Source organism: Streptomyces sp. NBC_00038 (assembly GCF_026343635.1).
Lineage (GTDB): Bacteria > Actinomycetota > Actinomycetes > Streptomycetales > Streptomycetaceae > Streptomyces.
This window is the reverse complement of sequence record NZ_JAPELQ010000001.1, coordinates 4460136-4483166: the sequence shown is the minus strand read 5'-3', so window position 1 is coordinate 4483166 and position 23031 is coordinate 4460136. Positions and strand designations below refer to the sequence as shown.

Sequence of the window (23031 nt, the reverse complement as noted above, 5' to 3'; positions counted from 1 at the left end):
CAGCCATGGCAGAGAAGACGGAACATATGCGCTGGCAGCTACGCGCGCCTGGAGGTGCCACCTGGCACTGGAGTGTCGCGGGTGAGGACTTGGAGGTCCACACGACGTACGTCGGTGACGCCCTCAAAAGCGTCCTGCGGTCCGCCCGTGACCTCCAGCTTGGATCCGGTTCGTCCATCGCGCTCCTCCTGAGCGAGCCCGGAGGCACACGGGTCTTCTTCTCCGGTGCGGAGGAGGAGGTCTACGTCCAGGTCGTTCAGTTCAGCGATCTGCAGTCCATGGACAACCGGTGGGCCGGCGGGCAGCCCAGATGGGCAGGGCGCATCTCCACGAGCGGCTTCATCGACGACGTCCGGTCGATGGCCGAACAACTATTGTCCGAGGTCGGTGAATCCCGCTACCTGAAGGAGTGGGGTCACCCGTTCCCCAGTCGCGAGCTGCAGGCCTTGCACGGACACACACCCGCAAACTGACGGGACGCTCTGTGAGAAAGACGGCCGCCCGCCGGAGTCTCTCCGGCGGGCGGCCGTCTTTCGTACGCCCGACTTCACGCCCGCGTGCCGAGCCTGCCCGTCTTTATGTGGTGAAGGAGGTGGGCCAGGGGGACGGGGGTGGTGGTGAGGTGGGTGGTGGGGGTGTCGCTTTCGCGGAGGTGGACCAACTGGGCGGCGGTGGTGGCCAGTTCCACGCAGGTGTTGCCGTCGCCGCCGTCGGAGAAGGTGGACTTCTGCCAGCGCACGCCCTGAGTCATGGAAGCGCCTCACAGTTCCTTCGACAGACGGTGGATGAAGTCCCGCGACGCCGTGGGGTCCAGCGCCGCATTCTCCACCCTACGGAACAGCGTTCGAAGTTGCTTCAGTTGGGGTTCGGCATCGATGAACGCGGTGCCCGTCGGGGCATCGCGCAGACCAGTGTCCAGCGGGGATACCGGCCCGCCGGTGTACATCATCGAGGCTCCGGCGCCCGCGAAGCCGTCCTGGTCGGTGGGGATGACGCGCACGGTGGCGTGACCACACTCGATCTGGTCCAGGATTTCCCGGAGTTGAGCGCGGGCGATGGGGCGATCGGATACCCGGATGCGCAGGGCGAACTCGTGGACGAGCGTCTCGTACGGGATGGGGCTGTCGCGTTCGATGACAGCTCGTCGTCTCAGCCGGTGTTCCACGCGAGGCTCCAATTCGCTTTCGGGGAGCCCCGGAACCATGTACGAGTACACGGCGCGGGCGTAGTCCGGGGTTTGCAGAAGTCCAGGTACGTGAGTGATGACCACCTCTCGCAGGGAAGTTGCGTGGTGCTCCAACTCGGCGACATCCAGGAACACCGGCGGGAGCACCCCTCGGTACTCCTCCCACCAGCCCCGAGTGCGGTCGGTCGCCATTGCCGTCAGGGCTTCGATCAGCGTCTCGTCCGTGCAGGCGTAATGGGCGGCGAGACGGCGCACGCGTTCAGCACTCACGCCCGCCGTGCCGAACTCAATCTGACTCACCTGTGCCGAGTCCGTACCGAGCAGTGCGGCGGCTTCAAGTCCCTTGAGTCCCGCGGCCTCACGCAGTTTCCGCAGCTCAGTGCCCAGGCGCTGCTGACGTGCGGTCGGCTGTTGCCTGCGCGCCATGACTTCCTCCTTGCCCCAACTGCCGTGAGGCAGTGACTCGTTCGAGGGGCAGATTACGGCAGCGGCTTGCGCGGTCCCAAATTGTGGCTCTACCGTCAGTGACGCGACGCACACGCTGCGGAACCCCCGGGACCCCGGAAGCGCACCACCCCGCCATGCCACGGCGGCCGTGAAACTGCCACCGCCCACCACCCGCCGCGCCCCCTCAACCCCCCTCACCCCAACCGGAGTTCACGCATGCCCAAAACAGAGACCGAACCCTGGGAGTACGTACTCCACATCCCCCACGACCCCCGCGCCGTCCCCGTCTGCCGCCGCACCGTCCGTCTGGTCCTCACCCTGCACGGCCTGATCCGACTCGTGGACGTCGCCGAGCTGCTGGCGGCGGAGCTGGTCTCCAATGCCGTACGCCATACGAAGGGCCCCGCGGCCCTACGCCTGCAGTGCCGGAACGGAGTGCTCCGTATCGGCGCGTGGGACGCGAGCCCCGAACCGCCCCCGTACGAGCTGACGGTGACCCCCGACGGAGAAGCGGGCCGCGGCCTCGCCCTCGTCCGGGCCTGTGCCGACGACTGGGGCTGGCATCCGCTGCGGCAGGGCGGCGACACGGGCAAGTACGTGTGGTGTGACCTTGATGCCGCGTAGCGACGTGCGGGGCCGGAGTCCGCTCAGCGAACCCCGGCCCCGCACAAGAGGGTTACTCCGACGGCGGAGGCGGCGGTGCCTCCCCGTCAACCACCGGCGGCACGGTCGGCCGGAGCTTCAGCCAGACCAGGAAGAACACCCCCAGGGCGAGCATCGAGAGCCCCGTCCAGAGGTTGATGTTGATGTCCTGGGCCTTTTCGAGGTCGGCGTCGGACGGGGAGATGCCGGCGATCGTGACGATGATGCCGTAGACGACGAACAGGCCGCCGATGATGCGGCGGATGTCGAAGAGGCGGAAGGCCGTCGCGGACTTGCTCTGAAGTTCGGTGACTTCCCGCTGGACGTCCTTCTCGGAAAACTCGGACATGGTTTCTCCAATCCTCCTCGATCAGAACGAGAACGGGATGTAGCAGATGGCCGCGAGGACGATCGCGCTCCAGCCCAGCAGAGCCGGCTTGCGGTACCACGCGTCGTCGCCGGGGGCGGGCGCCTCGGTCATGCCGGGCGAGGTGGTGCCGTACACCAGGCCCTGCAGTTCTTCGGTCGTCTTCGGCTTGGTGAACAGCGACACGGCGACCATGACCACCGCACCCGCCACGAAGCCCGCGATCGCCGACACGAAGTTCGCGCCCTGGTCGGTGGGGATGCCGACGATGTCCTGCTTGTAGAGGACGAAGTAGTTGACCATCGCGGCCGTCGTACCGGCGAGCAGACCCCAGAAGCCGGACTTCTTGGACGCGCGCTTCCAGAACATGCCGACGATGAAGACGACGAACATCGGCACGTTGAAGAAGGAGAAGAGCGTCTGGAGGTAGCTCATGATGTTCGAGAAGGACGAGGCCAGGAACGCCGTGCCGATCGAGGCCATGACGCCGATGACGGTGATGAGCCGACCGAAGCGCACGTAGTAGGAGTCCTCGCGGTCCTTCACCACGTACCTCGCCCAGATGTCGGTGGTGAACACCGTGTTGAAGGACGAGATGTTGGCCGCCATGCCCGCCATGAAGGCGGCGAGCAGACCCGTCACCGCGATGCCGAGCACGCCGTTGGGCAGCAACTGCTCCATCAGGTACGGGATCGCGTCGTTGTACTGGAGATCCGAGCCGGACGTACCGATCTTCGGCACCAGGACCGCGGCGACCAGGCCCGGGATCATCACCAGGAACACGATGAAGATCTTCGGGAACGCGGCGATCAGCGGGGTGCGCTGGGCGGCCGAGAGGTTCTTCGCGGACAGGGCACGCTGCACCTCGGCGAAGTTGGTCGTCCAGTAGCCGAAGGACAGCACGAAGCCGAGACCGAGGACGATGGTCAGCCAGTTGGCGCCCAGCGGGTTGGCGCTGCCGATGCCGGTGCCGCCCCAGGCGGTCGTGAAGTCGTGGCCGTGGCTCGCGTCGAGCGAGTCGGTCAGACCGTCCCAGCCGCCGACCCTCTTCAGGCTCAGCACGACGAGCGGGATGAGCGCGGCGAGGATGACGAAGAACTGCAGTACCTCGTTGTAGATCGCCGAGGACAGACCGCCGAGGGTGATGTAGGCGAGGACGAAGAAGCCGGCGACCACGATGGCCACCCACTGCGGCCAGCCGAGCAGCGCCTCGACGACGATCGCGAGGGCGTACAGGTTCACGCCGGCGATGAGGACGGCGGCGAAGGCGAACAGGGCCGAACTCAGCAGGTGCGCCCACTTGTCGAAGCGCAGCAGCAGGAACTCGGGGACCGAGCGGACCTTGGAGCCGTAATAGAAGGGCATCATCACCAGGCCCAGGAAGACCATGGCCGGGATGGCGCCGATCCAGTACCAGTGCACGGTGTACGCGCCGTACTGCGCGCTGTTGGCGGCCATGCCCAGGATCTCGGTCGCGGCCAGGTTGGCCGAGACGAACGCGAGACCGGTGATCCAGGCGGGCAGTGAGCGCCCGGAGAGGAAGAAGTCGAGGCTCGTCTTCACCGAGCGCTTGGCGGCGAAGCCGATGCCCAGCACGACGACGAAGTAGATGCCGAGGATTGTGTAGTCGAGTGCGTTGGTGGGGAGCCGCAGCTCGGCCGCGAGGTTGACGCCCGATGCGGTCAGGTGGTCGATGCCGGATGCGGCCAGATGGGTGGGGGGCTGCAGATGCGTGGGGGACTGCATAGAGAACTCGCTTCGTTGCGCGAACTGATCCAACCGGAACCTACGCCTCCACCTTCAAGAAATGAACACTTCTGGTGGTGTCCTTTGTTTGATTGTGATGTTGACGTAGGTGGTGTTTAATGGTTTGTTGTGTTCGGTTCTGTTTGAAGCTCTGATGTGGCGCGGATGGGGAGTCCGACTGTGAAGAAGACCTCGACCCGGCTGGCCGACGGTCGTGAGCTCATCTACTACGACTCACGCGACGACGCGGTGCGCGACGCGGTCGACCGGCGTCCACTGGACCCGACCGTCACCACTTCGGAGGTGCGCCGCGACCCGCTGCTCGGCGATTCGGTCGCGATCGCCTCGCACCGGCAGGGCCGCACCTACCACCCGCCGGCGAACGAGTGCCCGCTGTGCCCCTCCGAGGGCGACCGGCTCAGCGAGATCCCGGACTCCTCGTACGACGTCGTCGTCTTCGAGAACCGATTCCCCTCCCTGGCCGGTGACTCCGGCCGCTGCGAGGTCGTCTGCTTCACCTCCGACCACGACTCCTCCTTCGCCGACCTGACGGAGGAACAGGCGGGTCTGGTCCTGGAGGCATGGACGGACAGGACGGCCGAGCTGTCGCACCTGCCCGCCGTCGAGCAGGTCTTCTGCTTCGAGAACCGCGGTGCCGAGATCGGCGTCACGCTCGGCCACCCGCACGGGCAGATCTACGCGTACCCCTTCACCACCCCGCGTACGGCGCTGATGCTGCGCTCGCTCGCCGCGCACAAGGAGGCGACCGGCGGCGAGAACCTGTTCGACGAGGTCGTCGCCCGGGAGCTGGCGGACGGTTCGCGGGTCGTCCTGTCGAGTGACCACTGGGTGGCCTTCGTGCCGTACGCCGCGCACTGGCCGTACGAGGTCCACCTGTACCCGCGCCGCCGCGTGCCGGATCTGCTCGGGCTCGACGAGGACGCCCGCACAGAGTTCCCCAAGGTCTATCTGGAACTCTTGAGGCGCTTCGACCGGATCTTCGGCGAGGGTGAGCCTGCGACGCCGTACATCTCCGGCTGGCACCAGGCACCCTTCGGCGCGCTGGAGGAGTTCGAAGGCGTCAACCGGGACGACTTCGCGCTCCACCTCGAGCTTTTCACCATTCGCCGTACGTCCGGCAAGCTGAAGTTCCTCGCGGGCTCCGAGTCGGGGATGAGCGTGTTCATCAACGACATCCAGCCGGAGTCCGCGGCTCAGCGACTGCGAGAGGTAGCGAGTTCATGAGTGGGAAGTACCTGGTCACGGGTGGCGCGGGCTATGTCGGCAGCGTGGTCGCGCAGCACCTGATCGAGGCCGGACACGAGGTCACGGTCCTCGACAACCTCTCGACCGGCTTCCGCGAGGGCGTCCCCGCCGGGGCGACCTTCGTCGAGGGCGACATCCGCGACGCCGCCAAGTGGCTGGACTCGTCGTACGACGCCGTGCTCCACTTCGCCGCCTTCTCCCAGGTCGGCGAGTCCGTCGTGAAGCCCGAGAAGTACTGGGACAACAACGTCGGCGGCACCATGGCGCTGCTCGCCGCGATGCGCGAGGCGGGCGTCCGCAAGCTGGTCTTCTCCTCCACGGCCGCGACCTACGGCGAGCCGGAGGAGGTCCCGATCGTCGAGACCGCGCGCACCTCCCCGACCAACCCCTACGGCGCCACCAAGCTCGCCGTCGACCACATGATCACGAGCGAGGCCAACGCCCACGGCCTCGGTGCGGTCTCGCTCCGCTACTTCAACGTGGCGGGCGCGTACGGCAGTTGCGGCGAGCGTCACGACCCCGAGTCGCACCTCATCCCGCTGGTGCTCCAGGTCGCGCAGGGCCGCCGCGAGGCGATCTCCGTCTTCGGCGACGACTACCCGACGCCGGACGGCACCTGCGTACGCGACTACATCCACGTCGCCGACCTGGCGGACGCGCACCTGCTGGCTCTCACCGCCGCCCGGTCCGGCGAGCACCTGATCTGCAACCTCGGCAACGGCGAGGGCTTCTCCGTCCGCCAGGTCATCGAGACCGTCCGCCAGGTCACCGGGCACTCGATCCCCGAGGTCCTGGCCCCGCGCCGGGCCGGCGACCCGGCATCGCTGGTCGCCTCGGCCGCGACCGCCCGCGAGCGGCTCGGCTGGAACCCGTCCCGCGCGGATCTCGCGGGGATCGTCGCGGACGCGTGGGCGTTCGCGCAGAACATCGCAGGCAGCGCAAGCATCGCAAGGGAGCAGTAGGTGGGGGTTCGAGAGGGTTTCGAGGAGCTGTACGGGGCTGCCCCTGAGGGCGTCTGGGCGGCGCCGGGCCGGGTCAACCTGATCGGCGAGTACACGGACTTCAACGAGGGTTTCGTGATGCCGCTCGCGCTGCCGCACACGGCGGTGGCGGCGGTGTCGCGCCGCGACGACGGTGTACTCCGGCTGCACTCGGCGGACATCGAGGGGCCGATCGTCGAACTGCATCTCGACAGGCTTCAGCCGCTGACGAACACCAGTTGGGCCGCGTACCCGGCCGGTGTGGTGTGGGCGCTGCGCGAGGCGGGCCACACCTCGGTCACCGGCGCGGACGTGCACCTCGCCTCCACCGTTCCGACCGGCGCGGGCCTCTCCTCCTCGGCCGCGCTGGAGGTCGTGATCGCGCTCGCCCTCAACGACCTGTACGAACTGGGCCTCACCCGGCCCGAGCTGGCCAAGCTCTCCCAGCACGCCGAGAACGACTTCGTCGGTGTGCCCTGCGGGATCATGGACCAGACCGCGTCCGCGTGCTGCACCGACGGGCACGCGCTGCACCTCGACTGCCGGGACCTGTCCATCCGCCAGGTCCCCTTCGACCTGGCCGCCCAGGGGCTGTCCCTTCTGGTCGTCGACACTCGCGTCAAGCACGCGCTCGGCGACGGGGAGTACGCCGAGCGGCGCGAAGGGTGCGAGGAGGGCGCGCGGTTGCTCGGGGTCTCGCATCTGCGGGATGTGGCATACGAGGGGCTCGATGCGGCGCTCGCGCGCCTGTCCGACGAGCGTGTACGCCGTTACGTACGCCATGTCGTGTCCGACGACCACCGGGTCGAGCAGGTCATCGGGCTGCTGGACGCCGGTGACGTCCGGGGCATCGGGCCCGTCCTCACCGAGGGGCACGCGTCCCTCCGGGACGATCTGCGGATCTCCTGCGACGAGCTGGATCTCGTGGTCGCCACGGCCAACTCCGCGGGGGCGCTCGGCTCCCGGATGACCGGGGGTGGCTTCGGGGGGTCGGCGATCGTGCTCGTCGAGGTCTCCGACGTCGACACGGTCACCAAGGCGGTGGAGGAAGCGTTCGCGGCTGCGGGCTTCACAGCGCCTCGGGTGTTCCCGGCGGTGCCTTCGGCTGGCGCCCGGCGCTTGAGCTGAGGTTTGGGTTTTTCGCCCCCTCCGCCCCTACCCATTCCCGTCACTTGGGGGCTCCGCCCCCAAACCCCCGCTCCTCAAACGCCGGAGGGGCTATTTCTAGCCCGTCCGGCGTTTGAGGACGAGCGCGTCAGCGCGACAGCGGGGGTCTGGGGGCGGCAGCCCCCAGGAAGCAAGGGACGGGTAGGGGCGGAGGGGGCGAAAAACCCTTTCGCTCAGCCCAGTCGCTTCGTCAGCGTGTACTCCGTGATCCCCGGTGGATAGTCCGGGATCACGCACACCACCTCGTAGCCCTGCTTCTTGTAGAAGTCGGGCGCCTGGAAGTCCCACGTCTCCAGACGGGCGGCCCGGCAGCCGCGGTCCTCGATGGCGAGGCGCTCGCCCTCGGCGAGGAGACGGGAGCCGAGGCCCGTGCCGCGGTGGCGGGCGTCGACCCAGAGGTAGGTGACGTGGAGCCAGGTCGTCCAGGTGTGGCCGACCAGGCCGCCCGCGAGGGCGCTGGTGGAGTCCAACGCCCATATGTGGAGCGGAAGTTCACGTTCACCCGGGGTCCCGCGCAGCGCGCGGAGGACGGGAGACGCCGCCGTGTTGGTGTCCCGCAGTTGCCTGCGGAGCAGTTCGCGGCGTTCTTTGTCGTCTCCTGTCTCAATACGAAACATACGGCTCACCATAAACGGGCCGGCCAACCAGTTCTGCAAATTACCTTCCCCTCCCGGCCCCCGGCCTTACCCTGATGAACAGTGCCGGTGGGGGCCGGTGCTGATCAGGGGGCGAGACAGTCGGGTACGACGCCCGAAGTGGGGGTAGCAGTTACGGCACGGCGGCGGCCGTGCGGCTGCGGCACCCCGCCTTCCGGGGTCGCACATGCGGCTTCGGAATCACTTCGGGCGCCGTACCCGCACCGGTCGTCCCCCGACAGTGGGGGTTTCAGTGGTTCGCATCCGAGTACTGGTCGTCGACGACCACCGCATCTTCGCCGAGTCGCTCGCAGCCGCCCTCGCGGCCGAGCCGGACGTCGATGTGTCCGCCGCGGGAAGCGGTCCCGCAGCTCTGCGCTGCCTGGAGCGGGCCGCGGCGGAAGGCCGCAGATTCGACGTACTGCTCGTCGACGCGGACCTGGGCGGCAACGTGCCCGGTATGCGTCCGGCCGTGCCCGTCCAGGAGAGCAACGAGGACGGGCTCGTGGACGGGATCTCGCTCGTCGCGGGTGTCCGGTCCGGCCAGCCGTCGGTGCGGACCGTCGTGCTCGCCGAGAAGGACGATCCGCGCCGGGCCGCGCTCGCCCTGCAGGCCGGAGCCTCGGGCTGGGTCGCCAAGGACTGTTCGCTGTCGCGACTGCTCACCGTCATACGGGGTGTGCTGCGCGACGAGACCCATCTTCCGCCCGCCCTGCTCACCGGGGTGCTGCGCGAACTGACCGCCGCACGCAAGCACCGCACCGAGAGTGAGCGGCTCGTCGAGTCGCTCACGCCGAGGGAGCGGGAGGTGCTGCGGTGCATGGTCGCAGGGCTGGGGCGGAAAGCCGTGGCCGAGCGGCTCTTCCTCTCTCCGCACACCGTCCGTACCCATATGCAGAACGTGCTCGGGAAGTTGGGCGTGCACTCCACCCTCGCCGCCGTCGCGCTCGCCCGCCGCGCGGGGGTCGGGCCCGTCGACCTAACCGGGGATGTTGTCGAACGGGGCGGTCAACTGGCGTAGCAGGCCCGCGAGTTCACCGCGCTGCGCCCTGCTCAGCTCCGCCAGGATCGCTCGCTCCTGCTCCAACAGGCCCGCCAGCGCCTGGTCGGCGCGGTCGCGGCCTTCGTCCGTCAGGCGTACCAGCACGCCCCGGCGGTCGCTCGGGTCGGGGAGCCGCTCCACCAGGTCCTTCTTCGTCAGCCGGTCGATGCGGTTCGTCATCGTGCCGGAGGTGACGAGGGTCTGTGTGAGCAGTTGGCCGGGGGAGAGCTGGTACGGACTCCCGGCGCGCCTGAGCGCGGTCAGGACGTCGAACTCCCAGGGCTCCAGGCTGTGCTCGGAGAACGCCAGCCGTCGGGCGCGGTCCAGATGCCGGGCCAGCCTGCTCACCCGGCTGAGCACCTCGAGTGGTTCCACGTCGAGGTCAGGGCGCTCCCGGCGCCATGCTGCGACCAGCCGATCGACCTCGTCCTCCATGACGATCAGTGTAGTGGTTGTGTCGACATGAAGTCTCTTGACGTCAAGATACTTCGGGTGTGAGGCTGAGGGCCTGCCCGAATGATCCCCTCAACGGTGACTTCCTGGAGGCCCATCCATGCCTGCCGCCACCACCCCCACCTGGGACCCGAGCCAGTACCTCCGCCATGCGGACCACCGCGCCCGCCCCTTCGCCGACCTCCTCGCCCGTGTCCCCGAACTGCCCCGCGACCCCGCCCGCATCGCCGACCTCGGCTGCGGACCCGGCAACGTCACGGCCCTGCTCGCCGAACGCTGGCCCGCCGCGCACATCACCGGCTACGACAACTCCCCGGAGATGCTGGCCAAGGCCGAGCCCCTCGCCGGCCCCACCTCCGGCGGCGGTCGCCTCGACTTCGCCCCCGGTGACGCCCGGACCTGGACGCCTTCGGACCCGTACGACCTGATCATCAGCAACGCGACCCTGCAGTGGGTCCCCGGGCACACCGACTCCTTCCCCGCCTGGGTGGCGGGCCTGGCGCCCGGCGGCGCCTTCGCCTTCCAGGTCCCCGGCAACTTCGACGCCCCCAGCCACCGGCTGATGCGCGAACTCGCCCACTCCGCCCGCTGGAAGGACCGCCTGGCCGACGCCCTGCGCCACGACGACGCCGTACACACCCCGGCCGCCTACCTCGGCCACCTCACCGCCCTCGGCTGCGAGACCGACGTCTGGGAGACGACGTACCTCCATCTCCTGCAGGGCGAGGACCCGGTCCTGGACTGGGTGAAGGGAACGGGACTGCGGCCCGTCCTCACCGAACTGGGTTCGGAGGCGGACGCCTTCGTCGCCGAATACCGGGCCGCACTGCGCGAGGCCTACCCGGCCACGGAACACGGCACGGTGTTCCCGTTCCGCCGCATCTTCGCGGTGGCGAGGCGGGCCGCCTGACGCTCGGGGCACGCGGTGCTGTGACGAGCTGTCGATGCTGTCGATGTTGTGCACATTATTGACTGCCGTCATGTCGGCGCCTATCTTCGCGATGTCCTTCCCCCGGTCAAGGGAGACCGCGATGCCTTCGTCCCCAACCGATTTCCCGCCCGCTTCACATCCCGCACGAACCCCCGAATCCGTCCGGCAGCTGCGACGCGTCGCGTTGTCCGGACTCCTCGGTACCGCCGTGGAGTTCTACGACTTCCTCGTCTACGGAACGGTCGCCGCGCTCGTCTTCGGCGAGCTGTTCTTCCCCGGTGCCGACCCTGCCGTCGGCACCATCGCGGCCTTCGGCACCTTCGCTGCCGGTTATGTCGCCCGGCCGCTCGGCGGCATCCTCTTCGGTCACTTCGGGGACCGGCTCGGCCGCAAGTCCATGCTGTTGCTGACCATGGGACTGATGGGCGGCGCCAGCTTCCTGATCGGGGTGCTGCCCACGTACGACACCGTCGGCGTCTGGGCACCCGTGCTGCTGATCACGCTGCGCGTCGTGCAGGGCCTCGCCATCGGCGGGGAGTGGGGCGGCGCCACCCTGATGGTCGTCGAGCACGCCGGAGAGCGGCGGCGCGGACTGTGGTCCAGCTTCACGCAGATGGGAGCCCCGCTCGGCTCGCTGCTGTCCTCGGCCGTGGTCACACTCGTCGTCACCCTCCCCAAGGACGAGTTCGCCGCCTGGGGCTGGCGTGTGCCGTTCCTGCTCAGCGTGGTCCTGCTCGCGGTCGGCTTCTTCGTACGGCTGAAGGTGGTCGAGAGCCCGCTGTTCGCCGAGGTGAAGAAGGAGCGCACGGAGGCCCGGCTGCCGGTCGTCGAGGTGCTGCGGCGTCCGCGGGCACTGCTGCTCGCCTGCTGCGTCGGCATCGGCGCCTTCACCGCCCAGTCGCTGCTGACCAGCTACATGATCGCGTACGCCACGGGCATCGGCTACGCCCGCTCGCAGGTACTGACGGCGCTCACCGTCTCCGCCTGCGTCGCGCTCGTCATGCTGCCCTGCGCCTCCGCGCTGTCCGACCGGATCGGGCGCCGCCCGGTGGTCCTCACCGGTGCCGTCGCCTCCGCCGCGCTGGCCTTCCCCGTGCTCGCGCTCGTCGACTCGAAGTCCCCGGGGCTGCTGATCCTGGCCGTCGCCCTCGGCCACGGCGTCGCCCAGTCCATGATGTACGGCCCGCTCGGGGCGCTGCTCACCGAGATGTTCGGCACCCGGGTCCGCTACACCGGCGCCTCCCTCGGCTACCAGCTGGCCACTCTGGTCGGTGCCGGGTTCTCGCCGCTGATCGCGGGCAGCCTGGTCGCCGCGGACGGCGGCGGCAGTACGCCGGTCGCGCTGCTGCTGTGCGGCGGTGCCACCGTCACCGCCCTGACCGTCTGGTTCCTGCGCGAGACGCACCGGGATTCGCTGACCGAAGGCGGCACCCCCGCCACCGCGGCGGAGAGGGAGCAAGTCGCCTCGACGTTCAGTGACCGGTGACCTCGTACCGCCCGCCGGACCTCCGGCGGGCGGTCGTACGCTTGCCTCCGTGGAGGACGACAACCCGGTCGAGCCGGTGGACGAGCCGGACGGTACGCAGCTGCGCCCCCAGTCGCTCGTACTCGCCTTCTTCGGCAACCACGTGCTCGACGAGGGCGATCTGTGCGTCTACTCCGGCAGCATCATCGACGTGCTCGCCCGGGCGGGGACGGGGGAGCAGGCCGTGCGCTCCACCCTGACCCGCATGGTCAACCGGGGCCTGCTGCTGCGCCAGCGCGAGGGCCGCAAGATGTTCTTCGGGCTCACCCCGCAGGCGACGCGGATCCTGCGGGACGGCAGTCGGCGGATCTGGCGGGACGGCGCGGTCAACGAGGACTGGGACGGCACCTGGACCCTGCTGGGTTTCTCCCTGCCCGAGTCCTGGCAGCGCCAGCGCCACGATCTGCGCTCCCAGCTCAGCTGGTCGGGGTTCGGCGCCCTCTACAGCGGACTGTGGGTCGCACCGGGCCGGGTCGACGTCCACGGACTCGTCTCCGAGCTCGGCCTCGCCGCTCACGTCAAGGTCTTCCACGCCCAGGCGGACCAGGCCACCGACATCGGCCTGATGATCCGCGAGAGCTGGGACCTGGAGTCCATCGCCGCACGGTACGTCGCCTTCGACAAGCGCTGGACCGCCGACCAGGACGCCGGCTCGCGCGACCCGGTCACGGCCCGGCTGCGGCTGGTCGGCGAATGGCTGCGGATCATCCGTACGGATCCGAGGCTCCCGGTCCAGCACCTGCCGCCCGGCTGGCCGGCCCGTCAGGCCCAGGAGACCTTCCGGCGCGTCGCCGAGGAGACCGCCGAGTCCGCGGAGCGGATGGCGCGGGAGCTGCTGGAGACCACGCCGCTGCGGGACGCGTAAGAACCTCTCGCCGAACCCTGCTCATCAGGCCTTGCGGTGGCCTATCAGGCGAGGCTTCGCCTCCAGACCGTCCAAGCCGTGCCACGCCAGGTTCACCAGATGCGCCGCGACCTCCGCCTTGCGCGGCTTGCGGACGTCCAGCCACCACTGGCCGGTCAGGGCCACCATGCCGACCAGGGCCTGGGCGTACAGGGGGGCCAGCTTGGAGTCGAAGCCGCGGTTCTTGAACTCGCGGCCCAGGATGTCCTCGACCTGCGTCGCGATGTCCGAGATCAGGGAGGCGAAGGAGCCTGTGGACTGGGGGATCGGGGAGTCGCGGACCAGGATGCGGAAGCCGTCGGTGTACTCCTCGATGTAGTCGAGGAGTGCGAAGGCCGCCTGTTCGCACAGTTCGCGGGGGTGGCCCGCCGTCAGGGAGCTGGTCACCATGTCGAGGAGGCGGCGCATCTCGCGGTCCACCACCACCGCGTACAGGCCCTCCTTGCCGCCGAAGTGCTCGTAGACCACTGGTTTGGAGACGCCGGCCTTCGCCGCGATCTCCTCCACCGAGGTGCCCTCGAAACCCTTGGCCGCGAAGAGGGTGCGGCCGATCTCCAGCAGCTGCTGACGGCGCTCGGCGCCGGTCATGCGGGTGCGGCGAGCGCGCCGCGGTTTTTCATTGCTGCTCGGGGTGCTGCTGGAGTCGGTCGCCACGCCGTCAATCATGCCGCTTCGGCTGCTTCCGTCTTGCGGCGGGAGTCCGGCCCGTCCGTATTCCGGCGGGAATCGATACGCGAGCGTGACGGCCAGCGCACGTCGTACGCCCAGCCGAGCTGCTCGCACCAGCGGATGATCCGGGCCGAGGAGTCCAGCTGGCCGCGCTCCACACCGTGCCGCGCCGAGGTCGGGTCGGCGTGGTGCAGGTTGTGCCAGGACTCGCCGCAGGAGAGCACGGCCAGCCACCACACGTTGCCCGAGCGGTCACGCGACTTGAAGGGGCGCTTGCCCACCGCGTGGCAGATCGAGTTGATCGACCAGGTCACGTGGTGCAGCAGCGCCACTCGAACGAGTGAGCCCCAGAAGAAACCGGTGAACGCGCCCCACCAGGACATCGTCGCCAGACCGCCGATCAGCGCGGGGAGGGCGAGGGAGAGCATCGTCCAGTAGATGAAGTGACGCGAGATCGTGCGGATCGCCGAGTCCTTGATCAGATCCGGTGCGTACTTCTCCTGCGGAGTCCGCTCCTCGTCGAACATCCAGGCGATGTGCGCCCACCACAGGCCCTTCATCAGCGCCGGAAGGGTCTCGCCGAAGCGCCACGGCGAGTGCGGGTCGCCCTCCGCGTCGGAGTACTTGTGGTGCTTGCGGTGGTCGGCGACCCAGCGGACCAGAGGCCCCTCGACCGCCATCGAACCGGCGACCGCGAGCGCGATCCGCAGCGGGCGTTTCGCCTTGAAGGCGCCGTGGGTGAAGTAGCGGTGGAAGCCGATCGTGACGCCGTGGCAACCCAGGTAGTAGAAGAAGACCAGCAGGCCGAGGTCGAGCCAGCTCACTCCGCCCCAGTTCCAGGCCAGCGGCACCGCGGCCACCAGTGCGAGGAACGGGACGACGATGAAGAGGAGAAGCGCGATCTGCTCGAGCGACCCCTTCTTCTCGCCGCCCAGCGTGGCGGGGGGAAGCGAGCCGTCGTCGTTGTTCGCCTGCGGGGCGTCGTCGATCACATCGGAGCTCGTGGTCATGGGCGTCCCCTGTGGGGTTCGAGGGTGGAGACAGATGTCCGGGGTGAGAGTTGAGCCAGATGCCCGGGGTGCGGATCCCGGGGTCTTCAGGGTCCTCAGGTCCTCCCGGTACCGGGGTACGGAACCCAGGATGCTCCCTGTATCTGACGGGATTCCCTACGCTTCCGTAACCTACGGCGTCGTAAGTATGGCAGCGCGTAGCCCGGCGGCAAGAGCCCGTGAGCCTGCGCGTCCGTGTGGACACCTATCCTTGGAGTCGGTCGGACAGCGCGGTCCGTTCTGATTAATTCCCGGATGCCACGTTCCTAAGCGGCACCCGCCGCGCGGTCGCCACCCGGGTTCCCTCCCAGACGAGCTTCAGACGAGCTTCCACACTCTTCAGACGAGCTTCAACACTGCAAGGAGCCGCACCTGTGAGCAGTGCCGACGACCAGACCACGACGACCAGCAGCGAGCTGCGCGCCGATATCCGCCGGTTGGGTGACCTGCTGGGCGAGACCCTGGTCCGCCAGGAGGGTCCCGAGCTCCTCGAACTGGTCGAGAAGGTCCGCCGACTCACCCGCGAGGACGGTGAGGCCGCCGCCGAGCTGCTGCGCGGAACCGAACTGGAGACCGCGGCCAAGCTGGTCCGCGCCTTCTCGACCTACTTCCACCTCGCCAACGTCACCGAGCAGGTGCACCGCGGCCGCGAACTGCGCGCCAAGCGCGCCGCCGAGGGCAGCCTCCTCGCCCGTACGGCGGACCGGCTCAAGGACGCCGACCCCGACCACCTGCGCGAGACGGTCAAGAACCTGAACGTGCGCCCGGTCTTCACGGCGCACCCGACGGAGGCCGCGCGCCGCTCGGTCCTCAACAAGCTGCGCCGCATCGCCGCGCTTCTGGAGACCCCGGTCATCGAGGCCGACCGCCGCCGCTACGACACCCGCCTGGCCGAGAACATCGACCTGGTGTGGCAGACGGACGAGCTGCGCGTCGTACGCCCCGAGCCCGCCGACGAGGCACGCAACGCCATCTACTACCTCGACGAGCTGCACGCCGGCGCCGTCGGGGACGTACTGGAGGACCTCACCGCCGAGCTGGAGCGCGTCGGGGTCACCCTCCCGGACGAGACCCGCCCGCTCACCTTCGGCACCTGGATCGGCGGCGACCGGGACGGCAACCCGAACGTCACCCCCGACGTCACCTGGGACGTCCTGATCCTCCAGCACGAGCACGGCATCAACGACGCCCTGGAGCTGATCGACGAGCTCCGCGGCTTCCTGTCGAACTCGATCAGGTACACCGGCGCCACCGAGGAGCTCCTCACCTCCCTCCAGACCGACCTGGAGCGGCTCCCCGAGATCAGCCCCCGCTACAAGCGGCTGAACGCCGAGGAGCCCTACCGGCTCAAGGCCACCTGCATCCGCCAGAAGCTGGAGAACACCAAGAAGCGGCTGGCCGCGAGCACCCCGCACGAGGCCGGACGCGACTACCTCGGCACCGCCGAGCTCCTCCACGACCTGACCCAGATCCAGTCCTCGCTGCGCGAGCACCGCGGCGCGCTGTTCGCCGACGGCCGCATGAACCGTACGATCCGTACGCTCGCCGCCTTCGGCCTCCAGCTCGCCACCATGGACGTACGCGAGCACGCGGACGCCCACCACCACGCGCTCGGCCAGCTCTTCGACCGCCTCGGCGAGGAGTCCTGGCGCTACACCGACATGCCCCGCGACTACCGCACCAAGCTCCTCGCCAAGGAGCTCAGGTCCCGGCGCCCGCTGGCCCCGACGCCGGCTCCGCTGGACGCCGCCGGTCAGAAGACCCTGGGCGTGTTCGAGACGGTCAAGCGGGCCCTGAAGATCTTCGGGCCCGAGGTCATCGAGTCGTACATCATCTCGATGTGCCAGGGCGCGGACGACGTCTTCGCGGCGGCGGTGCTCGCCCGCGAGGCCGGTCTCCTCGACCTGCACGGCGGCTGGGCGAAGATCGGCATCGTGCCGCTCCTGGAGACGACGGACGAGCTCAAGGCCGCCGACACCATCCTGGAGGACATGCTCTCCGACCCCTCCTACCGGCGCCTCGTCGCGCTGCGCGGAGACGTCCAGGAGGTCATGCTCGGCTACTCCGACTCCTCCAAGTTCGGCGGCATCACGACCTCGCAGTGGGAGATCCACCGGGCGCAGCGGCGCCTGCGCGACGTCGCCCACCGCTACGGGGTCAGGCTCCGGCTCTTCCACGGCCGCGGCGGCACCGTCGGCCGTGGCGGCGGCCCCTCGCACGACGCGATCCTCGCGCAGCCCTGGGGCACGCTGGAGGGCGAGATCAAGGTGACCGAGCAAGGCGAGGTCATCTCGGACAAGTACCTGGTGCCCTCGCTGGCCCGCGAGAACCTGGAGCTGACCGTCGCGGCCACGCTGCAGGCCTCCGCCCTGCACACCTCGCCGCGCCAGTCGGACGAGGCGCTGGCCCGCTGGGACGCGGCGATGGACGTCGTCTCCGACGCGGCGCACCAGGAGTACCGCCGGCTCGTCGAGGACCCCGACCTGCCGACCTACTTCCTCGCCTCCACGCCGGTCGACCAGCTCGCCGACCTGCACCTGGGCTCACGGCCCTCCCGCCGCCCCGGCTCGGGCGTCTCGCTCGACGGACTGCGCGCCATTCCCTGGGTCTTCGGCTGGACCCAGTCCCGGCAGATCGTCCCCGGCTGGTACGGCGTCGGCTCCGGCCTCAAGGCCCTGCGCGAGGCCGGCCTCGACACCGTGCTCGACGAGATGCACGACCAGTGGCACTTCTTCCGCAACTTCCTCTCCAACGTCGAGATGACGCTGGCCAAGACCGACCTGCGGATCGCCGGCCACTACGTCGACACTCTCGTACCGGACGAGCTCAAGCACGTCTTCGACGCCATCCGCGCCGAGCACGAGCTCACCGTCCGCGAGGTGCTGCGCATCACCGGCGGAGAGAAGCTGCTCGACACCCACCCCGTCCTCCAGCAGACCTTCTCCATCCGCGACGCCTACCTGGACCCGATCTCCTACCTCCAGGTCGCCCTCCTCAAGCGTCAGCGCGACGAGGCGGCGGCCGGCTCCGCCCCCGACCCGCTGCTGTCCAGGGCCCTGCTCCTGACGGTCAACGGCGTGGCGGCGGGACTGCGCAACACCGGCTGACCGCCGGTCGTACGACGGCGCCCCCGTGTTCGTGGGAACACGGGGGCGCCGTCATTCATACAGGTCGTTCATACAGGTCACAGGGCCAGGAACGTCACCGTCAGCTGCACGAAGCCCGCCCCCGCCAGCAGCCACGCCAGCCGGGTGAGCCGCAGGCCGCCCGCGACCACCACCGAGGCGAGCAGCAGGGCGCCGCCGAGCGGGATCCAGGCGTAGAGGAGTCCGGCCGGGCCCGAGCGGACCACGTCATCGCTGCCCGGCTTCACGGTGACCGAGTAGATCTGGCCCTTCTTCACCGCGACCGACTCCTCGATCGTGACGCGGTCCCGCGCCTCCGATCCCGTCGACGTGGGCGTGTACGGACCCGTGCAGGTCTCGCCCGAGCAGGCCGTGACGGTCATCGTCCCCTGCTCCCGGCCCTTGCCCAGCATCACGTGCTGAGCCGTGCCCCAGGAGCCCCAGATGCCCGCGATCAGGATCAGCGCCGCGACCGTACCCATCGTCGCGAGCTGTCCGAACCGCAGGGCCGCGTACGCGTTCTGGCGGGAGCCCTGACTTGAGATGACGGCAGGCATGGCGGGGATCATTGGCCATGGCCGTGCGCTCGGTCAACTCCGGTGGGGGACAAGTCCCGAGTTGTGCGTACCTTTCGGTGCGGCGCGCCGGGCGGTCGCCCTCAGGAGTTGTAAGAGCTCTGCGCCCGCTCCAGGCCGTCGATGACCAGACACTCCACGGCGTCCGACGCGCGGTCCACGAGGTAGTCGAGCTCCTTGCGCTCCGCCGACGAGAAGTCCTTCAGTACGAAATCGGCGACCTGCATACGCCCCGGAGGACGCCCGATGCCGAACCGCACCCGGTGGTAGTCCGGGCCCATCACCTTCGTCATCGACTTCAGCCCGTTGTGGCCGTTGTCGCCGCCGCCGAGCTTGAGGCGCAGGACGCCGTAGTCGATGTCCAGCTCGTCGTGGATCGCGACTACATGCGCGAGCGGCACCTTGTAGAAGTCGCGCAGCGCGTTCACCGGGCCGCCGGACAGGTTCATGTACGACATCGGCTTGGCCAGGATCACCCGCCGGTTCGCCGGTCCGGGCGGGCCGATGCGCCCCTCGATCACCTGCGCCTGCGCCTTGCCGGCCCGCTTGAACTTCCCGCCGATCCGCTCCGCCAGCAGATCGGCCACCATGAAGCCCACGTTGTGCCGGTTCATGGCGTACTCGGGCCCGGGGTTCCCGAGCCCCACGATCAGCCAGGGGGCGGCTGCGTCGGTCGTCGTCGTCACGTCCGTGTCTCCCATGCGTCCTTGATACGCGTCAGCCGCCGCTCCCGGGGGAGCGGCGGCCGGCGAACTATGACCCGGTGAGGATCAGGCCTCGGTGGTCTCGGCCTCTTCCGCGGAGGCCTCCTCCGCCTGGGCGGCCAGGACCTGGAGGACGACCGCGTCCTCGTCGATCACCAGCGTGGTGCCCTCGGGAAGCGGGATGTCCTTGGCGAGGATGGCCGCGCCGGCCTCGAGGCCCGCGATGGAGACGGTGACCGACTCGGGGATGTGGGTGGCCTCGGCCTCGACCGTCAGCGTGCTCAGCACGTGCTCGAGCAGGTACGCGCCCGGGGCCAGCTCGCCCTCGGTGTGGACGTAGACCTCGACGGTGACCTTCTCGCCGCTCTTCACGGTGAGCAGGTCGACGTGCACGAGGGAGCCCCGGATCGCGTCACGCTGGACGGCCTTCGGGATCGCCAGCTCGGTCTTGCCGTCGATGTCCAGGGTGAGCAGGACGTTCGCGGTACGCAGGGCGAGCTGCAGCTGGTGGCCCGGCAGCGTGACGTGGACGGGCTCGGCGCCGTGACCGTAGACAACGGCAGGAACCTTGTTCTCGCGACGGATGCGGCGGGCGGCGCCCTTGCCGAACTCGGTGCGGGTCTCGGCGGCGAGCTTGACGTCGGCCATGTTCACTCCTCGTAGATCAAATGGGGAAGGTGGTCACCCGGCCGAACATCGGCCTGCTACGAAGAGCGCGTCGATAACGGACCGCCGTACGCCTTTGAAAGCGGTACGGCCTCCCTCGCCGAGCAACTGTGACAGCTTACTGGGCGGGAAGGCCGTACCAGAAATCGATCTACGACGGCGGAGGCCGGCGGCTCCTACTGCTCTTCGAAGAGGCTCGTGACCGAACCGTCCTCGAAGACCTCGCGGACCGCGTTCGCGATGGTCGGCGCGATGGACAGCACCGTGATCTTGTCGAGCTCCAGCTCGCCCGGGGTCGGCAGGGTGTCCGTGAAGATGAACTCGCTGACCTTGGAGTTCTTCAGACGGTCGGCCGCCGGGCCGGAGAGCACACCGTGCGTGGCGGTGACGATGACGTCCTCGGCGCCGTGCGCGAACAGGGCGTCGGCGGCGGCGCAGATCGTGCCACCGGTGTCGATCATGTCGTCGACCAGGACGCAGACGCGGCCCTTCACGTCACCCACGACCTCGTGGACGGTGACCTGGTTGGCGACGTCCTTGTCACGGCGCTTGTGCACGATCGCGAGGGGGGCGTCGAGGCGGTCGCACCAGCGGTCGGCGACGCGCACGCGGCCGGCGTCGGGGGAGACGACGGTCAGCTTGTCGCGGTCGACCTTCGCGCCCACGTAGTCCGCGAGGATCGGCAGCGCGAACAGATGGTCCACCGGGCCGTCGAAGAAGCCCTGGATCTGGTCGGTGTGCAGGTCGACCGTGAGGATGCGGTGGGCACCTGCGGTCTTCATCAGGTCGGCGATCAGACGTGCCGAGATGGGTTCACGTCCACGGTGCTTCTTGTCCTGCCGGGCGTAACCGTAGAAGGGCACGATCACGGTGATGCTCCGGGCGGAGGCCCGCTTCAGAGCGTCGATCATGATCAACTGCTCCATGATCCACTTGTTGATGGGAGCCGTGTGGCTCTGCATCAGGAAGCAGTCGGCGCCGCGCGCGGACTCCTCGTAGCGGATGTAGATCTCGCCGTTGGCGAAGTCGAAGGCCTTCGTCGGGACTACCCCGACACCCAGCTTGTGGGCGACCTCCTCGGCAAGCTCGGGGTGGGCGCGGCCGGAGAAGAACATCATCTTCTTCTCGCCGGTCGTCTTGATCCCGGTCACAGCACAGTCTCCTCAGAGGTGTCTCAGCTGGGTGTTGAGAGGTGGTCTCAGCTGGGGTGTTGGGTGCACGGTGCGGGTGTGCATTTATCACGGTACGCCGTGTCGGACGCACCGGTTTCCGGTCAGGCGTCGCCTTCCGGCTCCCGGGAAGCCACCTCGGCCGCCTTCGCGGCCGCGCTCCCCGGACGCTTGCGAGCCACCCAACCCTCGATATTCCGCTGCTGGCCACGGGCCACGGCCAGCGAACCGGGCGGTACGTCCTTGGTGATGACCGACCCCGCCGCGGTGTAGGCGCCGTCCCCGATGGTGACAGGTGCCACAAACATGTTGTCCGATCCGGTGCGGCAGTGCGAGCCGATCGTCGTGTGGTGCTTGTCCTTGCCGTCGTAGTTCACGAAGACGCTGGCCGCACCGATGTTGGAGTACTCGCCGATCGTCGCGTCACCCACGTACGACAGGTGCGGGATCTTCGTGCCCTCGCCGATCGTCGCGTTCTTCGTCTCGACGTACGTGCCGACCTTGGCCTTGAGACCGATGCGGGTGCCGGGGCGGAGATACGCGAACGGGCCGACGTTCGCCTGCGGGCCCACCTCGGCGTCGTTCGCGACCGTGTTGTCGACGCGGGCTCCCGCGCCCACCCTGGTGTCCTTCAGACGGGAGTTGGGGCCGACCTCGGCGCCCTCGGCGAGATGCGTGGCGCCCTGGAGCTGGGTGCCCGGGTGCACGATCGCGTCCCGCTCGAAGGTGACGGTGACGTCGACCCAGGTGGAGGCCGGGTCGATGATGCTCACCCCGGCGAGCATGGCCTGCGTGAGCAGCCGGTCGTTGAGGATGCGGCGGGCCTCGGCGAGCTGGACGCGGTTGTTGATACCGGCGATCTCGCGGTGGTCGCCGGCGATCGAGGCGCCGACCCGGTGCCCAGCCTCGCGCAGGATGCCCAGGACGTCGGTCAGGTACTCCTCGCCCTGGCTGTTGTCCGTACGCACCTTGCCGAGGGCGTCCGCCAGGAGCTGCCCGTCGAAGGCGAAGACACCCGAGTTGATCTCACGGATGGCGCGCTGGGACCCGTCGGCGTCCTTGTGCTCGACGATCGCGGTGACCGCGCCGCTGACGCCGTCGCGGACGATGCGGCCGTAGCCGGTCGCGTCCGGGACCTCGGCGGTCAGTACGGTGACCGCGTTGCCGTCCGTGCTGTGGGTCGCGGCGAGGTTCTTCAGCGTCTCCCCGGTGAGCAGCGGGGTGTCGCCGCACACGACGACCACCGTGCCGTCGACGCCGCCGCCCAACTCCTCCAGGCCCATTCGCACCGCGTGCCCGGTGCCGTTCTGCTCCGCCTGCACTGCGGTGCGCACACCCGGGTCGATCTCACCGAGGTGCGCGACGACCTTCTCGCGGGCGTGACCCACCACGACGACCAGGTTCTCGGGCTCCAACTCGCGCGCTGCCGCGAGCACATGACCCACCAGGGAACGGCCACACAGTTCGTGCAGAACCTTCGGTGTGGCCGACTTCATACGGGTGCCCTCACCCGCTGCGAGTACGACGACGGCTGCCGGGCGATTGGCGCTCACGGGGTATGTCCTTCGGTGCGGATGGCTGGGGTGTGGACATCCGCAGGATACCGGGGTGTTTCAGGGGGGATATGAGAGTGGGCCCTGACTTGGCTGTCAGGACCCGAACCGTGCTATTGCTCCCCCGCCAGGACTCGAACCCGGACAGATGGCACCAAAAGCCACAGTGCTGCCAATTACACCACGGGGGATCAAACTCGACTGAACCGGACAATTGGTCGGGTCGCCGA

23 protein-coding genes and 1 tRNA gene are annotated in these 23031 nt (G+C 69.0%); 10 read left to right on the top strand and 14 right to left on the bottom strand.

Annotated elements, in window-relative coordinates; all coding sequences use genetic code 11:
• Positions 1 to 5: 5 nt before the first annotated feature.
• Positions 6 to 473, top strand: a complete 468-nt coding sequence (locus OG219_RS20260; RefSeq protein ID WP_266828417.1) for a hypothetical protein — start codon at positions 6 to 8, stop codon at positions 471 to 473.
• A 74-nt stretch (positions 474 to 547) separates the two neighbouring features.
• On the opposite strand, the gene OG219_RS20255 is transcribed toward OG219_RS20260, so the two are convergent.
• Complete coding sequence (locus OG219_RS20255; RefSeq protein ID WP_266828415.1) at positions 548 to 751, bottom strand: DUF397 domain-containing protein; 204 nt, start codon at positions 749 to 751, stop codon at positions 548 to 550.
• A gap of 9 nt (positions 752 to 760) precedes the next feature.
• Positions 761 to 1612, bottom strand: coding sequence for a helix-turn-helix transcriptional regulator (locus tag OG219_RS20250; protein ID WP_266828413.1), 852 nt, complete (start codon positions 1610 to 1612; stop codon positions 761 to 763).
• Between the two features lie 237 nt (positions 1613 to 1849).
• Between OG219_RS20250 and OG219_RS20245 the strand changes: the two genes are divergently transcribed.
• Positions 1850 to 2257, top strand: a complete 408-nt coding sequence (locus tag OG219_RS20245; RefSeq protein ID WP_266828411.1) for an ATP-binding protein — start codon at positions 1850 to 1852, stop codon at positions 2255 to 2257.
• 52 nt (positions 2258 to 2309) lie between these two features.
• Here OG219_RS20245 and OG219_RS20240 read toward each other — a convergent pair whose 3' ends face one another.
• Both OG219_RS20240 and OG219_RS20235 read right to left on the bottom strand, forming a co-directional pair.
• Positions 2310 to 2624 (bottom strand): hypothetical protein, encoded by a 315-nt coding sequence (locus tag OG219_RS20240; protein WP_266828409.1) that lies wholly within the window; start codon positions 2622 to 2624, stop codon positions 2310 to 2312.
• A 21-nt stretch (positions 2625 to 2645) separates the two neighbouring features.
• Positions 2646 to 4388: a sodium:solute symporter family protein gene (locus OG219_RS20235; protein ID WP_266828407.1), complete on the bottom strand. Its 1743-nt coding sequence runs from the start codon at positions 4386 to 4388 to the stop codon at positions 2646 to 2648.
• A gap of 180 nt (positions 4389 to 4568) precedes the next feature.
• On the opposite strand from OG219_RS20235, the gene galT reads away from it, so the two are divergent.
• The 3 genes from galT to galK are packed head-to-tail and all read left to right on the top strand — an operon-like array spanning position 4569 to position 7762.
• Positions 4569 to 5633 (top strand): galactose-1-phosphate uridylyltransferase, encoded by a 1065-nt coding sequence (galT, locus tag OG219_RS20230; protein ID WP_266828405.1) that lies wholly within the window; start codon positions 4569 to 4571, stop codon positions 5631 to 5633.
• Entirely contained in the window at positions 5630 to 6616 is a 987-nt protein-coding gene (gene galE / locus OG219_RS20225; RefSeq protein WP_266828403.1) for a UDP-glucose 4-epimerase GalE, read from the top strand. The genes galT and galE overlap by 4 nt, the downstream gene beginning before the upstream one ends.
• Positions 6617 to 7762 carry a galactokinase gene (galK, locus tag OG219_RS20220; protein ID WP_266828401.1) on the top strand — a complete coding sequence of 382 codons (1146 nt, stop codon included), beginning with the start codon at positions 6617 to 6619 and terminating at the stop codon, positions 7760 to 7762.
• Between the two features lie 212 nt (positions 7763 to 7974).
• Here the strand turns inward: galK and OG219_RS20215 are convergent, their stop codons facing one another.
• Complete coding sequence (locus tag OG219_RS20215) at positions 7975 to 8430, bottom strand: N-acetyltransferase (protein ID WP_266828399.1); 456 nt, start codon at positions 8428 to 8430, stop codon at positions 7975 to 7977.
• 259 nt (positions 8431 to 8689) lie between these two features.
• On the opposite strand from OG219_RS20215, the gene OG219_RS20210 reads away from it, so the two are divergent.
• Positions 8690 to 9457: a response regulator transcription factor gene (locus tag OG219_RS20210; protein WP_266460377.1), complete on the top strand. Its 768-nt coding sequence runs from the start codon at positions 8690 to 8692 to the stop codon at positions 9455 to 9457.
• On the opposite strand, the gene tamR is transcribed toward OG219_RS20210, so the two are convergent.
• Positions 9416 to 9913 carry a MarR family transcriptional regulator TamR gene (gene tamR / locus OG219_RS20205; protein ID WP_266460380.1) on the bottom strand — a complete coding sequence of 166 codons (498 nt, stop codon included), beginning with the start codon at positions 9911 to 9913 and terminating at the stop codon, positions 9416 to 9418. The genes OG219_RS20210 and tamR overlap by 42 nt on opposite strands.
• 118 nt (positions 9914 to 10031) lie before the next feature.
• Here tamR and OG219_RS20200 point away from each other — a divergent pair, with 118 nt between their 5' ends.
• The 3 genes from OG219_RS20200 (at position 10032) to OG219_RS20190 (ending at position 13252) form a co-directional block, all read left to right on the top strand.
• Positions 10032 to 10841, top strand: a complete 810-nt coding sequence (locus tag OG219_RS20200) for a trans-aconitate 2-methyltransferase (RefSeq protein WP_266828396.1) — start codon at positions 10032 to 10034, stop codon at positions 10839 to 10841.
• A gap of 121 nt (positions 10842 to 10962) precedes the next feature.
• Entirely contained in the window at positions 10963 to 12348 is a 1386-nt protein-coding gene (locus tag OG219_RS20195) for an MFS transporter (RefSeq protein WP_266828394.1), read from the top strand.
• Positions 12349 to 12397: 49 nt separating this feature from the next.
• On the top strand, positions 12398 to 13252 hold the full coding sequence (locus OG219_RS20190; RefSeq protein ID WP_266828392.1) for a PaaX family transcriptional regulator C-terminal domain-containing protein: 855 nt from the start codon (positions 12398 to 12400) through the stop codon (positions 13250 to 13252).
• 24 nt (positions 13253 to 13276) lie between these two features.
• Here OG219_RS20190 and OG219_RS20185 read toward each other — a convergent pair whose 3' ends face one another.
• Both OG219_RS20185 and OG219_RS20180 read right to left on the bottom strand, forming a co-directional pair.
• On the bottom strand, positions 13277 to 13957 hold the full coding sequence (locus OG219_RS20185; protein WP_266828390.1) for a TetR/AcrR family transcriptional regulator: 681 nt from the start codon (positions 13955 to 13957) through the stop codon (positions 13277 to 13279).
• Positions 13954 to 14970, bottom strand: coding sequence for a fatty acid desaturase (locus OG219_RS20180; RefSeq protein WP_266828388.1), 1017 nt, complete (start codon positions 14968 to 14970; stop codon positions 13954 to 13956). Before OG219_RS20180 ends, OG219_RS20185 begins: the two co-directional genes overlap by 4 nt.
• 413 nt (positions 14971 to 15383) lie before the next feature.
• On the opposite strand from OG219_RS20180, the gene ppc reads away from it, so the two are divergent.
• A complete protein-coding gene (gene ppc, locus OG219_RS20175) occupies positions 15384 to 18116 on the top strand; it encodes a phosphoenolpyruvate carboxylase (protein WP_266828386.1) in 2733 nt (910 codons plus the stop codon).
• Between the two features lie 77 nt (positions 18117 to 18193).
• Here ppc and OG219_RS20170 read toward each other — a convergent pair whose 3' ends face one another.
• From OG219_RS20170 to OG219_RS20145, 6 genes are all read right to left on the bottom strand, one after another.
• Positions 18194 to 18691, bottom strand: coding sequence for a hypothetical protein (locus OG219_RS20170; protein WP_266828384.1), 498 nt, complete (start codon positions 18689 to 18691; stop codon positions 18194 to 18196).
• 101 nt (positions 18692 to 18792) lie between these two features.
• Positions 18793 to 19395, bottom strand: coding sequence for an aminoacyl-tRNA hydrolase (gene pth, locus OG219_RS20165; RefSeq protein WP_266836161.1), 603 nt, complete (start codon positions 19393 to 19395; stop codon positions 18793 to 18795).
• An 84-nt stretch (positions 19396 to 19479) separates the two neighbouring features.
• A complete protein-coding gene (locus OG219_RS20160) occupies positions 19480 to 20061 on the bottom strand; it encodes a 50S ribosomal protein L25/general stress protein Ctc (RefSeq protein WP_266828382.1) in 582 nt (193 codons plus the stop codon).
• Between the two features lie 194 nt (positions 20062 to 20255).
• Complete coding sequence (locus OG219_RS20155; protein ID WP_266828380.1) at positions 20256 to 21230, bottom strand: ribose-phosphate diphosphokinase; 975 nt, start codon at positions 21228 to 21230, stop codon at positions 20256 to 20258.
• Between the two features lie 122 nt (positions 21231 to 21352).
• Positions 21353 to 22801 carry a bifunctional UDP-N-acetylglucosamine diphosphorylase/glucosamine-1-phosphate N-acetyltransferase GlmU gene (glmU, locus tag OG219_RS20150; protein WP_266828378.1) on the bottom strand — a complete coding sequence of 483 codons (1449 nt, stop codon included), beginning with the start codon at positions 22799 to 22801 and terminating at the stop codon, positions 21353 to 21355.
• A 119-nt stretch (positions 22802 to 22920) separates the two neighbouring features.
• Positions 22921 to 22992: transfer RNA gene (locus OG219_RS20145), tRNA-Gln, on the bottom strand.
• Between the last annotated feature and the right edge of the window lie 39 nt (positions 22993 to 23031).